The organism is Streptomyces sp. TSRI0107 (assembly GCF_001905845.1).
GTDB lineage: Bacteria > Actinomycetota > Actinomycetes > Streptomycetales > Streptomycetaceae > Streptomyces.
The window spans coordinates 289,886-303,925 of record NZ_LIVZ01000014.1; the positions used below are offsets into that span (position 1 = coordinate 289,886).

General features: G+C 73.3%; 11 protein-coding genes. 9 read left to right on the plus strand and 2 right to left on the minus strand.

Going from position 1 to position 14,040, the window contains the following annotated elements; all coding sequences use genetic code 11:
- Positions 1–29 precede the first annotated feature (29 nt).
- From fdh to AMK31_RS33450, 6 genes are all read left to right on the plus strand, one after another.
- Positions 30–3,317, plus strand: a complete 3,288-nt coding sequence (gene fdh / locus AMK31_RS33425) for a formate dehydrogenase (RefSeq protein WP_241842805.1) — start codon at positions 30–32, stop codon at positions 3,315–3,317.
- Positions 3,314–4,258: a 4Fe-4S dicluster domain-containing protein gene (locus AMK31_RS33430; protein ID WP_073944461.1), complete on the plus strand. Its 945-nt coding sequence runs from the start codon at positions 3,314–3,316 to the stop codon at positions 4,256–4,258. The genes fdh and AMK31_RS33430 overlap by 4 nt, the downstream gene beginning before the upstream one ends.
- Positions 4,255–5,184 (plus strand): NrfD/PsrC family molybdoenzyme membrane anchor subunit, encoded by a 930-nt coding sequence (gene nrfD, locus AMK31_RS33435; RefSeq protein ID WP_241842806.1) that lies wholly within the window; start codon positions 4,255–4,257, stop codon positions 5,182–5,184. Before AMK31_RS33430 ends, nrfD begins: the two co-directional genes overlap by 4 nt.
- 186 nt (positions 5,185–5,370) lie before the next feature.
- Positions 5,371–5,790, plus strand: a complete 420-nt coding sequence (gene panD, locus AMK31_RS33440; protein WP_073944462.1) for an aspartate 1-decarboxylase — start codon at positions 5,371–5,373, stop codon at positions 5,788–5,790.
- A gap of 23 nt (positions 5,791–5,813) precedes the next feature.
- Complete coding sequence (locus AMK31_RS33445; RefSeq protein WP_073944463.1) at positions 5,814–6,158, plus strand: GNAT family N-acetyltransferase; 345 nt, start codon at positions 5,814–5,816, stop codon at positions 6,156–6,158.
- Positions 6,159–6,176: 18 nt separating this feature from the next.
- Positions 6,177–6,821 carry an aspartate/glutamate racemase family protein gene (locus AMK31_RS33450; RefSeq protein WP_073944464.1) on the plus strand — a complete coding sequence of 215 codons (645 nt, stop codon included), beginning with the start codon at positions 6,177–6,179 and terminating at the stop codon, positions 6,819–6,821.
- Positions 6,822–7,397: 576 nt separating this feature from the next.
- On the opposite strand, the gene gndA is transcribed toward AMK31_RS33450, so the two are convergent.
- Positions 7,398–8,837, minus strand: a complete 1,440-nt coding sequence (gene gndA, locus AMK31_RS33460; RefSeq protein ID WP_073944466.1) for an NADP-dependent phosphogluconate dehydrogenase — start codon at positions 8,835–8,837, stop codon at positions 7,398–7,400.
- Positions 8,838–9,176: 339 nt separating this feature from the next.
- On the opposite strand from gndA, the gene AMK31_RS33465 reads away from it, so the two are divergent.
- Positions 9,177–10,427, plus strand: coding sequence for a transglycosylase family protein (locus AMK31_RS33465; protein WP_073944467.1), 1,251 nt, complete (start codon positions 9,177–9,179; stop codon positions 10,425–10,427).
- On the opposite strand, the gene AMK31_RS33470 is transcribed toward AMK31_RS33465, so the two are convergent.
- Positions 10,417–11,787, minus strand: coding sequence for a DMT family transporter (locus AMK31_RS33470; RefSeq protein WP_073944468.1), 1,371 nt, complete (start codon positions 11,785–11,787; stop codon positions 10,417–10,419). The genes AMK31_RS33465 and AMK31_RS33470 overlap by 11 nt on opposite strands.
- A gap of 231 nt (positions 11,788–12,018) precedes the next feature.
- On the opposite strand from AMK31_RS33470, the gene AMK31_RS33475 reads away from it, so the two are divergent.
- Both AMK31_RS33475 and glgA read left to right on the plus strand, forming a co-directional pair.
- A complete protein-coding gene (locus AMK31_RS33475; RefSeq protein ID WP_198948620.1) occupies positions 12,019–12,819 on the plus strand; it encodes a (2Fe-2S)-binding protein in 801 nt (266 codons plus the stop codon).
- A 37-nt stretch (positions 12,820–12,856) separates the two neighbouring features.
- Complete coding sequence (gene glgA, locus AMK31_RS33480; RefSeq protein ID WP_073944469.1) at positions 12,857–14,020, plus strand: glycogen synthase; 1,164 nt, start codon at positions 12,857–12,859, stop codon at positions 14,018–14,020.
- The last annotated feature ends 20 nt before the right edge of the window (positions 14,021–14,040 follow it).

Sequence of the window (14,040 nt, forward strand, 5' to 3'; positions counted from 1 at the left end):
AGCGGAAGGGCGCGAGGCGGGAGATCGCCGTGGGCCTGCGGCAGTGGATCGACGGCTGGCCGGTGTACCGGCAGTTCACCGGCGACGACGCGCTGGGCAGAGGGACCGCGGCACGCTCGCGCGGCACCGAGCGGCTGTCCGCCCGTACCGAGCAGGCCGACAGGGTCGTACGGTCGGTGTGCCCGTACTGCGCCGTGGGCTGCGGGCAGAAGGTCTACGTCAAGGACGAGAAGGTCACCCAGATCGAGGGCGACCCGGACTCCCCGATCTCACGCGGCCGGCTGTGCCCCAAGGGGGCGGCCGGCAAGCAGCTGGTGACCGGCCCCGGCCGGATCAGCACTGTCCTCCATCGGCGGCCGCACGGCACGGGGTGGGAGCGGATGCCGCTCGACCGGGCGATGGAGACGATCGCGGACCGGGTCATCGAGACCCGTCGGCAGACCTGGCAGGACACGCATCGCGGCGTCCCCGTCCGGCGCACGCTCGGCATCGCCTCGCTCGGCGGAGCGACGCTGGACAACGAAGAGAACTACCTGATGAAGAAGCTCTACACGGCGCTGGGCGCCATCCAGATCGAGAACCAGGCGCGGATTTGACACTCCGCCACGGTTCCCGGTCTGGGGACCTCGTTCGGCCGTGGCGGAGCCACGACGTTCCAGCAGGACCTCGCCGAGGCCGACTGCGTCCTCATTCAGGGCTCGAACATGGCCGAGTGCCATCCGGTCGGCTTCCAGTGGGTGATGGAAGCCAAGGAGCGGGGCGCCACGATCATTCACGTCGACCCCCGCTTCACCCGCACCAGCGCGCTGGCGGACATCCACGTGCCGCTGCGCGCCGGGACGGACATCGCCTTCCTCGGCGCCCTGATCAACCATGTGCTGAGCAACGGCAAGGACTTCCGCGAGTACGTGGTCGCCTACACCAACGCGCCGGCGATCCTCCGGCAGGACTTCGCCGACACCGAGGACCTGGACGGGCTGTTCTCGGGTTTCGACCCGGAGAACGGTCACTACGAGACGACCAGCTGGATGTACGAGGGCGCGCAGGCCTCGGCGGCGGCCGGTGCCCGGGACCGGTGGCCGGCATCCGGGGACGAGGGCGGGCAGGACGCCGCCGCCCGGCAGCACGGAGGCAGGGAGCTGCGCGAGACCGCCCGCGGCGAGGCGTACGGCGCCGGCGGCCCCGCCCTGGACGCGAAGCCGGCCATGGACCCGACACTGCGACACCCCCGCTGCGTCTACCAGGTGCTCAAGCGGCACTTCGCCCGCTACACGCCGGAGCTGGTCGAGGACGTCTGCGGCATCCCCCGCGAGCTGTTCGCCCGGGTGGCGGACGCGATCACCGCCAACTCGGGACGCGAGCGCACCACGGCGCTGTGCTACTCCGTCGGCTGGACCCAGCACACCGTCGGGGTGCAGTACATCCGGACCGCGTCCATCCTGCAGGCGCTGCTGGGCAACATGGGCCGGCCGGGCGGCGGCATCCTGGCCCTGCGCGGACATGCCAGCATCCAGGGCTCCACGGACGTCCCCACGCTGTTCGACCTGCTGCCCGGCTACATCCCCATGCCGCACGCCCACCAGCACCAGGACCTGGACGCGTTCGTGGCCGCGGACGCCGGCACCACCGGCTTCTGGGGCAACATGCGCGCATACGTGGTGAGTCTGCTCAAGGCGTGGTGGGGAGAAGCGGCCACCGAGGAGAACGCCTACCGCTTCGACTGGCTGCCCCGGCTGACCGGCGACCACGGCACCTACCGGACGGTGCTGAACCAGCTCTCGGGGGAGTGCAAGGGTTACTTCCTCGTCGGGGAGAACCCGGCGGTCGGTTCGGCCAACGGCAAACTGCAGCGGCTGGGCCTGGCCAACCTGGACTGGCTGGTGGTGCGGGACCTGCGGATGATCGAGAGCGCGACCTTCTGGAAGGACGGGCCGGAGATCGAGGCCGGTGAGCTGCGCACCGAGGAGATCCCGACGGAGGTGTTCTTCCTGCCGGCCGCGGCGCACACGGAGAAGAACGGCAGCTTCACCAACACCCAGCGGCTGCTGCAGTGGCACCACGCGGCGGTCGACCCGCCGGGGGACGCCCGCAGCGACCTGTGGTTCTACTACCACCTCGGCCGGATCATCCGGGAGAAACTGGCCGGCTCCACGGACCCGCGCGACCGCCCGCTGCTCGACCTCACCTGGGACTACCCGACCGAAGGCCCGCAGGCCGAACCGAGCGCCGACGAAGTGCTGGCCGAGATCAACGGACACGGCCCGGACGGACAGCCGCTGTCCACGTCGACCCAGCTGCGCGACGACGGCTCCACCGCCTGCGGGGTCTGGATCTACTGCGGGGTCCGCGCCGGCGGGCACAACCACGCGGCGAACCGCCGGCCACGCGACGAGCAGAGCCGGGTCGCCCCCGACTGGGGCTGGGCATGGCCGGCCAACCGCCGCATGCTCTACAACCGGGCGTCGGCCGATCCCGAGGGCAGGCCGTGGAGCGAGCGCAAGCGGTACGTGTGGTGGGACGCGGAGCAGGGCCGGTGGACCGGGGAGGACGTCCCGGACTTCGAGGCGGACAAGCCGCCCGACTACCGGCCGCCGCCGGGCGCGAAAGCCCAGGACGCGCTGTCCGGCACGGACCCGTTCATCATGCAGAGCGACGGCCGGGCCTGGCTGTTCGCGCCGGCCGGGCTGGCCGACGGCCCGCTGCCCGCGCACTACGAGCCGTACGAGTCGCCGGTGGACAACCCGCTGTACGGGCAGCAGACGAACCCGGCGCTCCAGGCCTACGACCGTCCGGTGAACCGGTACCACCCGGCAGGCAGCACGGTGTATCCGTACACGTTCACCACCTACCGGCTCACCGAGCACCACACGGCCGGCGGCATGAGCCGTACCCTGCCCTATCTGTCCGAGCTGCAGCCCGAGTTCTTCTGCGAGGTCTCCCCGGAACTCGCCGCGGAGCGCGGCCTGGAGCACCTCGGCTGGGCGACCATCACCACGGCCCGCACGGCGGTCGAGGCCAGAGTGCTGGTGACCGATCGCATCAAACCGCTCCGGGTCCGAGGCCGCACCATCCACCAGGTGGGGATGCCTTACCACTGGGGCCCGGAGGGACTGTCCACGGGCGACGCGGCGAACGAGCTGCTGTCCGTGGTGCTCGACCCGAACGTGCGCATCCAGGAGTCCAAGGCGGCGACCTGCGACATCCGGCCGGGCAGGCGACCACGGGGCCCGGCGCTGCCGGCCCACGTGGCGGAGTACCGGCGACGCGCAGGTCTCCCCGACGACACCCCGCCCGGCACAGGAGAGGGGCAGCGATGACTCCCGACCACAACAGGCTGTCCGGCCCACTGGCCGACCCCAGCGCGGACGCCGGCTACCCCGGCACCCACCCTCCCCGGATGGGGTTCTTCACGGACACCTCCGTCTGCATCGGCTGCAAGGCGTGCCAGGTGGCCTGCAAAGAGTGGAACGAGGTTCCGGCGGAGACCGAGGAGCTCGACCTGCTCGGGCAGTCGTTCGACAACACCGGAGCGCTGAGCGCCAACAACTGGCGGCACGTGGCATTCATCGAGCAAACCGTGGCGCCGGACCGGACGCCGGTCGATCTCGGCATGCCGGCCATGGGCCCGCCCGGGCACGACGCGGGGACCGGGGAGGACCGGGTGCGCTGGCTGATGTCCAGCGACGTGTGCAAGCACTGCACCCACGCCGCCTGCCTGGACGTCTGCCCGACCGGGTCGTTGTTCCGCACCGAGTTCGGGACCGTTGTGGTGCAGGAGGACATCTGCAACGGCTGCGGATACTGCGTGCCGGCGTGCCCGTACGGCGTGATCGACATCCGCCCGGGCGACGGCCGGGCCTTCAAATGCACGCTGTGCTACGACCGGTTGGGGGCGGGCCGGGAACCGGCCTGCGCCCAGGCATGCCCCACCGACTCCATCCAGTTCGGCCCTCTGGAGGAACTGCGCGAGCGGGCCGACCGGCGGGTGGCCGAGCTGCACGAGCGCGGGGTGGACCAGGCACGGCTGTACGGCCGGGATCCACAGGACGGCGTCGGCGGCGACGGCGCGTTCTTCCTCCTGCTGGACGAGCCCGAGGTGTACGGGCTGCCGCCCGACCCGGTGGTCACCACCCGCGACCTGCCGTCGATGTGGCGGCACGCGGCCACGGCCGCCGCCGGTGTGGCCGTGAGCGTGGCGCTGTCCTTCCTGGGACGGGGGACCTTCCAGCGGAGGACCTTTCCGAGGAGGACGCCGTGACGGGCAGCGGTGAACGGGAACGGCCCATGGTCACGCGCGCGGAGTTCCGGTCGTACTACGGCCGGCCGATCCTCAAGCGTCCCGCCTGGAAGGTGCCGGACGTGCCGGGATACCTGTTCCTCGGGGGAACGGCGGGCGCCTCGGCGTCCATGGCGGCGGTGGCCGAGCTGACCGCGCGCCGGGAGCTGGCCGGGACCGGCCGGTGGGTCGCCGCAGCCGCCTCGACGGCCGGAGTCGCCGCCCTGGTCCACGACCTGGGCCGTCCCGAGCGCTTCACACACATGCTGCGCGTCCTCAAGCCCACCTCGCCGCTGTCGGTGGGCTCCTGGATCCTCGCGCCGTTCTCCGCCCTCGCCACCGCCTCGGCCGCCTCCCAGGCCACCGGGCGGCTGCCGGGGCTCGGCCGGCTCGCCGCGCTCGGCTCCGGCCTGCTGGGGCCGGCGATGTGCACCTACACCGCGGTGCTGCTCTCCGACACGGCGGTGCCGGCGTGGCACGAGGCGTATCCGGAGCTGCCGTATCTGTTCGCCGGCAGCTCGCTGACCGGCGCCGCCGGCGCCGCACTGCTCTGCGCACCCGCCGCGGACCACGGACCGCCGACCCGGATGGGCCTCCTCGGCACGGGCATGGAAATCGCCGCGACGCGCCGCATCGAGCGGCGGCTCGGGCTGGTCGGTGAACCCTACGTCACGGGCCGGCCCGGCCGACTGCTGACCCTGGGCAAAGCACTGGCCGGAGCCGGAGCCGTGCTGTCGCTTCTCCCGGGCCGCCGCGCGGTCCCGGCCCTGGCCGGAGGGGCGTACCTGGCCGCGGGACTGTGCACCCGCTTCGGCATCTTCGCGGCAGGCATCGCGTCCGCCCAGGACCCGGTGTACGTGGTGACTCCGCAGCGGCAGCGTCCGCGTCCGGGCGGAGGCCCCTCCTGACCGCCGCCCGGGCCGCCGGAGTGACGGTGATCACGGATGCTCTTCGGGGGGTGCTGCGTAGGCTGGGTGCAGTCGTCGTGGTGGGTCCAGGACATGCTGCCCGGACGTGCGACTCGTTGTAGGGTGTCGAAACAGCCCTTGACCTGCAAAAAGGCGGGCAGGGAGCCTAGTTCCAGGAGTACCTCGATGCTGCGAACCATGTTCAAGTCCAAGATCCACCGCGCCACCGTCACCCAGGCCGACCTGCACTACGTGGGATCCGTGACCATCGACGCGGATCTGCTCGACGCCGCCGATCTGCTGCCCGGTGAGCTGGTGCACATCGTGGACATCACCAACGGTGCCCGGCTGGAGACCTACGTCATCGAGGGTGAGCGGGGCTCGGGCGTCGTGGGGATCAATGGTGCCGCCGCCCACCTCGTCCACCCCGGAGACCTGGTGATCATCATCAGCTACGCTCAGGTCACCGACGCCGAGGCGCGGGCGCTGAAGCCGCGGGTGGTGCACGTGGACCGCGACAACCGGATCGTGGACCTCGGCAGCGACCCGGGTGAGCCGGTGCCGGGCTCGGACCAGCAGCGCAGTCCGCAGGCCGTACGGGCCTGAACCGACGCACCGGGAGCGTGCCGATGAGTGAGATCCAGATCCGCGACGACCGGGAGGCCGGCCGGCTGGAAGCCGTCGGCGAGGGCGAAGTCGTCGGTCACATCGAGTACTTCGTCCTCGAGTCGCCCGCCCGCGCCCTGGTCCCCGTCCACACCATCGTGGAACCGGCCCACGAGGGGAAGGGCATCGCGGGCTCGTTGGCACGAGAGCTGTACGCCCTCGCCGAGCGCGAGGGCGTCCCCGTCGCCCCGCTCTGCCCGTACGTCGTCAAGTGGGCCGAACGCCACCCCGACGAGGCCCCCGAGGCCGACCCCGAGCTGCTGCGTGCCGCGAAGGAGTGGCTGGTCGCGCACCCCGGGCGGTTCTGACCGAAAGGCGCCTTCCGCGTGCTCGCCCTGCTGCACACCTCGCCCGTCCACGTGCCGGTCTTCGACGCCCTGCGCGACGCCCGCCGGCCGGGGCTGCCGCTGCGCCACCTCGTCCACGAGGACCTGCTCGACCGGGCCCGGCGCGACGGGCCGGAGGCCGTGGCCGGCGAGGTGCGGGACGTGGTGGTGCGGGCCGTCGGTGACGGGGCCCGCGCCGTGCTGTGCACGTGTTCCACCATCGGCGGCGTCGCGGAGGCGGCCGCCGCCTTTGCCGGGGTGCCGGTGCTGCGCGTCGACCGCCCGATGGCGTCCGCCGCGGTGGCCGCCGGCCCCCGGATCGTCGTGCTCGCCGCGCTGGAGAGCACCCTCGGACCGACAGCCGCGCTGATCGAGGAGGAGGGCCGGCGGGCCGGTCGCGCCGTCGAGGTGCGGACCCTGCTCGTCGACGGCGCCTGGGCCCGCTTCGAGGCGGGCGACAACGACGGGTACGTGGGCCTCGTGGCGGCCGCCGCCGACGCGGTGAGCCCGGCCGACGCCGACGCGGTCGTCCTCGCGCAGGCCTCCATGGCGCCCGCGGAACGGCTGACCGTCACTCCGCTCCCGGTGCTGTCCAGTCCCCGGCCGGGTTTCGCTGCGGCCGCCGAGGCGGCGCTTTCCGGGTGAGTCCGGGTGAGCCCGGGTGAGACCGGGTGACTCCGGTGGGCCCACCTGGACCGCCGCATTGACGCCCCCGGGTGAGTGCCGGACCGGACGCCGGGTAGGCGGGGGAGTAGTCCAGAGCCACCGTCGACCGACTGGCTGGAGGACGCAGTGACCGAACCGTACCCCGATCCCGTACAGCCCCCGCCGACACCCGGCCCGGACCCCGTGCATCCGGAGCCGCCGCCGGGTCCCGTGCCGCCGCCCGAGCCGCCGCCCGGCCCGGAGCCGACCCCGCCGCCCCCGGCCCCCGGACCGCCCCCGGGTCCTGTGCCCGAGCCGGGTCCGTCGCCGATCCCTCCAGGGCCTGAACCGGTCCCGAACCCAGAGCCCGGCCCGCCCCTGAGCTGAGCGAACAGCGCCGTCGAACAGCAGAACGGCGGAACAGTAGAACAGCGGTGGGCGAGGTCGAATCCCCGCCCACCCCAAACGCCGTCAGGGGCGCGGGGAACTGCGCGAGCAGCCCCCACGCACCCGCACCCGCCCGACGACCGAACGCCGCCGAACGATGCCGCCGAACCCCCGAAACGCCGCGAGGCGCTACGCGGACACCTCCGACCGGTCCCCGCCCCACAGCGTGTGGAACGACCCCTCCTGGTCGGTCCGCCGGTAGGTGTGCGCCCCGAAGAAGTCCCGCTGCCCCTGCGTCAGCGCGGCCGGCAGCCGCTCGGCGCGCAGCGCGTCGTAGTACGCCAGCGCCGCCGCGAAGCCCGGCGTCGGCACGCCCTGCCGGGTGGCGGCGACCAGGACGTCCCGCCAGTCGTCCTGCGCGGCCGCGATCTCCTGGGCGAACGTCTCGTCGGACAGCAGGCTCGGCAGATCGGGCCGGGCGTCGTACGCGGAGCGGATCCGGTCCAGGAACGCGGCGCGGATGATGCAGCCGCCGCGCCAGATGGCGGCGACCTGGCCGAGGTCGATGTCCCAGCCGTACTCCTCGCTGCCCGCGGTGATCTCGTGGAAGCCCTGGGTGTACGACACGATCTTCGAGGCGTACAGCGCCTGCTCCACCTGGTCCGCGAAGGCGGCCGCCTCCGACTCGCCGAGCGGCGACGCCTTGGGGCCCGCCAGTCCGCGCGAGGCCTCGCGCAGCGCCACATGCCCGGACAGGGACCGCGCGAAGACGGCCTCCGCGATGCCGGACACCGGAACGCCGAGGTCGAGGGCGATCTGGACGGTCCAGCGGCCGGTTCCCTTCTGCTCCGCCTGGTCCACCACCACGTCCACGAACGGCTTGCCCGTCGCGGCGTCCACGTGCGACAGCACCTCGGCGGTGATCTCGATCAGGTACGAGTCCAGCCGGCCGGTGTTCCACGTCCGGAAGATCTCCGCGATCTGCGCGGGCTGGTACCCGGCGACGTCCCGCAGCAGCTGGTACGCCTCGCCGATCAGCTGCATGTCGGCGTACTCGATGCCGTTGTGCACCATCTTCACGAAATGCCCGGCGCCGTCCGGACCGACGTGCGTCACGCACGGCGCCCCGTCCGCCGCCTTCGCGGAGATCTTCTCCAGCATCGGGCCCAAGGAGTCGTACGACTCCGGCGAGCCGCCCGGCATGATGCTCGGCCCGTGGAGGGCGCCCTCCTCGCCGCCGGAGATGCCGGTGCCGACGAAGTGGATGCCCTGCTCGCGCAGTTCGCGCTCCCGGCGCCGGGTGTCGGCGAAGTGCGCGTTGCCGCCGTCGATGATCATGTCGCCGGGTTCGAGCAGCGGGGCGAACTCCTGGATCACGGCGTCGGTGGGCTCCCCGGCCTTCACCATGATGACCAGCCGGCGGGGCCGCTCCAGCGCCGCGACGAACTCCTTGGCGGTCTCGGCCGCGATGAACTCGCCCTCGTCGCCGAACTCCTCCACCAGCGCATGGGTGCGTGCCGCCGTCCGGTTGTGGACCGCGACCGTGTATCCGTTGCGTGCGAAGTTGCGGGCGAGGTTGCGGCCCATGACCGCGAGACCTGTGACACCGATCTGGGCTGACGTGCTCATATCGTAGGACTCCTAGCTGTCCGGACATCGGGTGGTACCGGTCGTGCTCGGTGTACTGCCTTCGTATTGTCTTCGGCCATCCTTACGTGCCCCCGCTCCGGCCGCACACGCGGGCTCCCCGGGCAGGGGGGTGTCCGCAGATACGGACGGGGGCGCCGGGCTGCTCAGTGCCCGGTTCGCGCGGGGCGCCCGTGCGCCGTGCGGGACGTCTGACGGTCGGTCAACTCCCGGTGTGCCGTGTGCTTTCGAGCCTCCGTGAGGCGGCTGATTGCTGTCTTGTCATGGCCTGTTCCGCCCGCATAGTTTTGGCCCTCCTGACGCTTGTCGAGGGGGCACTTCATGGCCGTACGCGGCCGGCACCGCCGGTATCAGCCGAACAGGATCAACCGCGCCTCACTCACCGTCACGGCGGGCGGGGCCGGGATCGCCCTTCCGTTCGTCGGTACCGGTGCCGCACAGGCGGCCGACGCGGGCACCTGGGACAAGGTCGCCGCGTGCGAGTCGAGCAACGACTGGAACATCAACACCGGCAACGGCTACTACGGGGGACTGCAGTTCAGCCAGTCCACCTGGGAGGCCTTCGGCGGTACGGCGTACGCGCCGCGCGCGGATCTGGCCACCAAGGAACAGCAGATCGCCGTCGCCGAGAAGGTGCTCGACGGGCAGGGTCCCGGCGCCTGGCCGGTCTGCTCACAGGAGGCCGGGCTCACCCGCGACGGCGGCACGTCCGCGAACCCGTCCGACGGCGGCACGTCCGCGAACCGGTCCGACGGCGGCACGAGCGGCACCCGGCCCGACGGCGGCGCCTCGACCCGCGCGTCCCGGACCTCGGTCGCCGACGTCCAGCCGCAGACCACGCCCCAGTCCCGGGCGGGCAAGGCCGAGATGTACACCGTGGTGCGCGGCGACACGCTCTCCGCGATCGCCGAGGAGCAGCGCGTCAAGGGCGGCTGGCAAGGCCTGTTCGCGGCCAACCGCACCACCATAGGGACCGACCCCGACCTGATCCTGCCCGGCCAGCGGCTGAGCCTGGCCGGCAAGGCCCCGGACACGGCGACGACGGCGGGCTCCGCGCCGAAGACCGAGCCGAAGGAGGAGCCGCGGGCCACGCCCTCGACCACGACGTCCTCCGGCTCCGGCAGCTCCGGGTCCAGCTCAAGTTCAAGCTCCGGCGACCGGGACACCGACACGCTCGTCGCACCCGTCAGCGCCTCGCTGGGCACCCCGTACCGGGCGTCCGGGTCCAGCTGGTCGAAGGGCTATCACACCGGCGTCGACTTCCCCGTGACCACCGGCACCTCGGTGAAGGCCGTCGGGCCGGGCCGGGTGGTGAGCGCGGGCTGGGGCGGCTCGTTCGGCTACGAGGTGGTCATCCGGCACAGCGACGGCCGGTACACCCAGTACGCGCACCTGTCGGCGATCTCCGTGAAGGCCGGGCAGACGGTCGGCGGCGGCCAGCGCATCGGCCGCGCGGGCTCCACCGGGAACAGCTCGGGCCCGCACCTCCACTTCGAGGTGCGGACCGGGCCGGGGTTCGGCACCGACATCGACCCGGTGGCATATCTCCGGGCCGGTGGCGTCAGGATCTGACGCGTATGCGGCGCCGCCGGTCGAGGGCCGGCGGCGGGAGGAACACACCGCCGTACAGCGCGGCGTAGCCGGGCGCCGGGCCGACGGGCGCCCTGTTCTCGTACACGCCCTCCGCCACGGGGCTCGGCAGGAAGACCGGCTCCTCCGCCCGCGCGGCAGGCTCGTCGCCGAGGCCAGCGGGCGGCTTCGGCGCGAACGCGGACGCGGCAGCCGTGACGGGGGCGGCGGGAGCGGCGGGGGTGGAGCGGATGGCGGGGACCGGCTCGGCCAACGCCACCGGCGCGGCATCGGCGGTCACGACCGCCCGAGCCACGGGCGCGGGCACATCCGCCGCGGCGACCGCCGTCGCTGTCACCGCAACGGTGGTCTCGGTCACCGCCGCGGCCACCGCCACGGAGGTCTCGGTCACCCCCGCCGGCACGATGACCGCGGTCAGCGGCGCGTCGGCACGCTCCTGGCCCTGGTCCCGGCCCTCGTCCTTGACCCGGACCCGGTCCTGAACCGACTCCTGGTCCCCGGCCTCGTCCTGCGACCGGGCGATGCGCTCGGTGGTCAGCAGTATCAGGCCGCCCGCCGCGACCACGCCGCAGCCCAGGGCCAGGACGGTGCCCGTGGTGCCGTAACGGAAGGTCTCGCCGAACATCGTGATGCCCACCGCGGCCGCCACCACCGGGTTGACCACCGTCAGCGTGGCCAGCGGAGCGGCGAGCCCGGCACCCCGGTAGGAGGCCTGCGACAGCAGCAGGCCGGCCGTCGCGAGCACGCCGATCGCCGTCAGGGGCGGCAGGTCGCCCGCCGACACCCCGCCGGTCCAGTCGACGGCGACCGTCTTGGTGAAGACCGAGGACATGCCGAAGGCGATGCCGGACGCGGTCGCGAGCAGCATGGCCCGCACCGCCGGATGCCGGTGCGCGGCACGGCCCGCGATCATCAGCGCCGTCACCGCGACGGCGGTGGCCGTGAAGACGGCCACCTGCTGCGGCCCGCCCAGCGACTGCGCGTCCGACGTGCCGACCAGGGACAGCAGTCCGGCGAGACCCACGGTCGCCATGATGGCGCCCCGCCAGGCGGTCGCCCCGGCCCTGCGGCCCACGAACAGCGCCGCCATGGGCAGCGCGAAGACGATGGTGAGCGCGCCGAGGGGCTGCACCACGCTCAGCGGTCCGTACGCCAGCGCGACCACGTGCAGCAGTCCGCCCAGGCCGTTGAGCGCGACCGCGGCCCACCAGCCGGCGCGGCGCAGCGGGGCGTACTGCTCGCCCGGCGACGACGCCGCGACGTGCTCCTGCACGATCGCCCCGCCCGCGTAGGCCACGGCGGACACGATCGACAGCAGCACGGACAACGCGAGGGCGCTCATGAGCTGCTCCTCTGCGTGAGGCGGGGGCGCGGGGCCCGGCGTGGTGAGCGGTCGGCATCCATGCCAACACGATGCCCCGCCGACCTGTTCCCCGTCGTCGTCCCTGAGCACGCAATGGCTCCTACTACCGATGGAGTACGGCGGGGCCGCAGTCATCCCTGAGGCGTGCGCCGACGGCACGGGCCCCGTGCGCCGACCCCTAGGGGGCCGGGTACTCCCGCCCTGCAGGACTTGGTACTACTGCTCTTCGTGGACCTCGACCCCGATCTCGCCGCGCTCCGCCCGCTCGGCGGCTTCTTCCTCCTGCACACCACGTCGCACACGACCTCGCACACCACCGGAGCCGACCCCGACGCCCTCCCCACCCTCGCCCAGGTATACGCAGGCCGGGCCTCGCAGGTTCACCCGGACCCGCTGGGCTTCCGCGTCCGCAAGGTCGCCGAAGCGCTCGGTGCCCGCGAGGCGCGGGTCGCCGCCTCCGTCGCCCACCTCGGACTGGCGGCCCGCCTCTGGTCGGTCGCCCTGGGCTGCGCCGCGCTGTACGGCCGCGTCCCCGACCTCGACCCCCGGCTGCTGCGCTGGGACCCCGACGCCGTCACCCCGTACGACTTGAGGCTGACGGACGTGCGCCCGCGGCGCCCGGGTCCCGCCGACGCGGACACCGTCGCCGACGCGCTCGCCGACGCCGTACAGAGCGCCCATCTGGAACCGCTCGCCGCCGCCCTGCGCGCCCGGTACCGGCTCGCCCCCGGTCTGCTGCGCGGCAACGCCGCCTCCGCGCTGGCCGGCGCCGCCCGCACCCTGGACGGGTGGGCGCGGGGGCACGGCCGTACGGACGTCGCCGACCGGGCCCGCGCCCTGACCGCCGACCTGTTCACCCACCCGCTCCTCGCCGGCACCGGAACCCTCTCCGGCACCGCCTTCCGGCGCCGCAGCTGCTGCCTCTACTACCGGCTGCCCGGCGCGGGCGTGTGCGGCGACTGCTGCTTCACCCGGCCCCCGCGGTCTTCCCCGCGCGCGGCATCTGGGTGACCATGAGGGAACCAGCCGCTGAGACAGGGGGTTCCGGGTGCGAGTGGGACTGCTGACCCGGGAGTACCCGCCGGACGTGTACGGCGGCGCGGGCGTCCATGTGGAGTTCCTGGCGCAGGAGTTGCGGTCCCTGGTCGACCTGGAGGTGCACTGCTGGGGCGAGGCCTCCTCGGCGGAGCGAGCGGCGGGCGTCGTACGCCACCGCCCCTGGTCCGCCCTCGACGGCGCCAACGACGCGCTGCGCACCTTCTCCGTGGACCTCGCCATGGCCGCCGCCCTCGAAGGCCGCGAACTCGTCCACTCCCACACCTGGTACGCCAACCTGGCCGGTCACCTCGCCAAGCTCCAGTACGGGATCCCGCACGTACTGACCGCGCACTCGCTCGAACCCCTGCGGCCCTGGAAGGCCGAGCAACTGGGCGGCGGATACGCCCTGTCGGGCTGGGCCGAGCGCACCGCGTTCGAGGCCGCCGACGCGGTGATCGCCGTGTCCGGCGCGATGCGCGAGGACATCCTCGCCTGCTACCCCGCGCTCGACCCGGCCCGGGTGCACGTCGTGCACAACGGCATCGACACGGAGCTGTACCGGCCCGACCCCGGCACCGACGTGCTGCGCCGCCTCGGCGTGGACCCGGACCGCCCCTACGTCCTCTTCGTCGGCCGCATCACCCGTCAGAAGGGCGTGCCCCACCTGCTGCGCGCGGTCCGCGGCATCGACCCGGCCGCCCAGGTGGTGCTGTGCGCGGGCGCGCCCGACACGCCGGAGATCGAGCGGGAGTTCCGTGAGCTGCACGAGGAGCTGAGCCGGGTGCGGGACGGCGTGCACTGGATCCCGCGGATGCTGCCGCGCCCGGAGGTCGTCCAACTCCTCACCCACGCCGCCGTGTTCGTCTGCCCCTCGGTGTACGAACCGCTCGGCATCGTCAACCTGGAGGCGATGGCGTGCGGCACGCCCGTCGTGGCCTCCCGGGTCGGCGGCATCCCGGAGGTCGTCGCGGACGGCAAGACCGGGCTCCTGGTACCCGTGGACGACGCCTTCGAGGACGGCCTCGCGCAGGCCCTGGACGCGGTGCTCGGCGACCGGGACGGCGCCCGCCGGATGGGCGAGGCAGGGCGGGAGCGGGCCGTCGGCGAGTTCGGCTGGGACACGGTCGCCCGGCGCACGGTCCGGCTGTACGAGCGGATCGCGGCCGGGGCATAGCAAGGCATCCACCAGAGGGA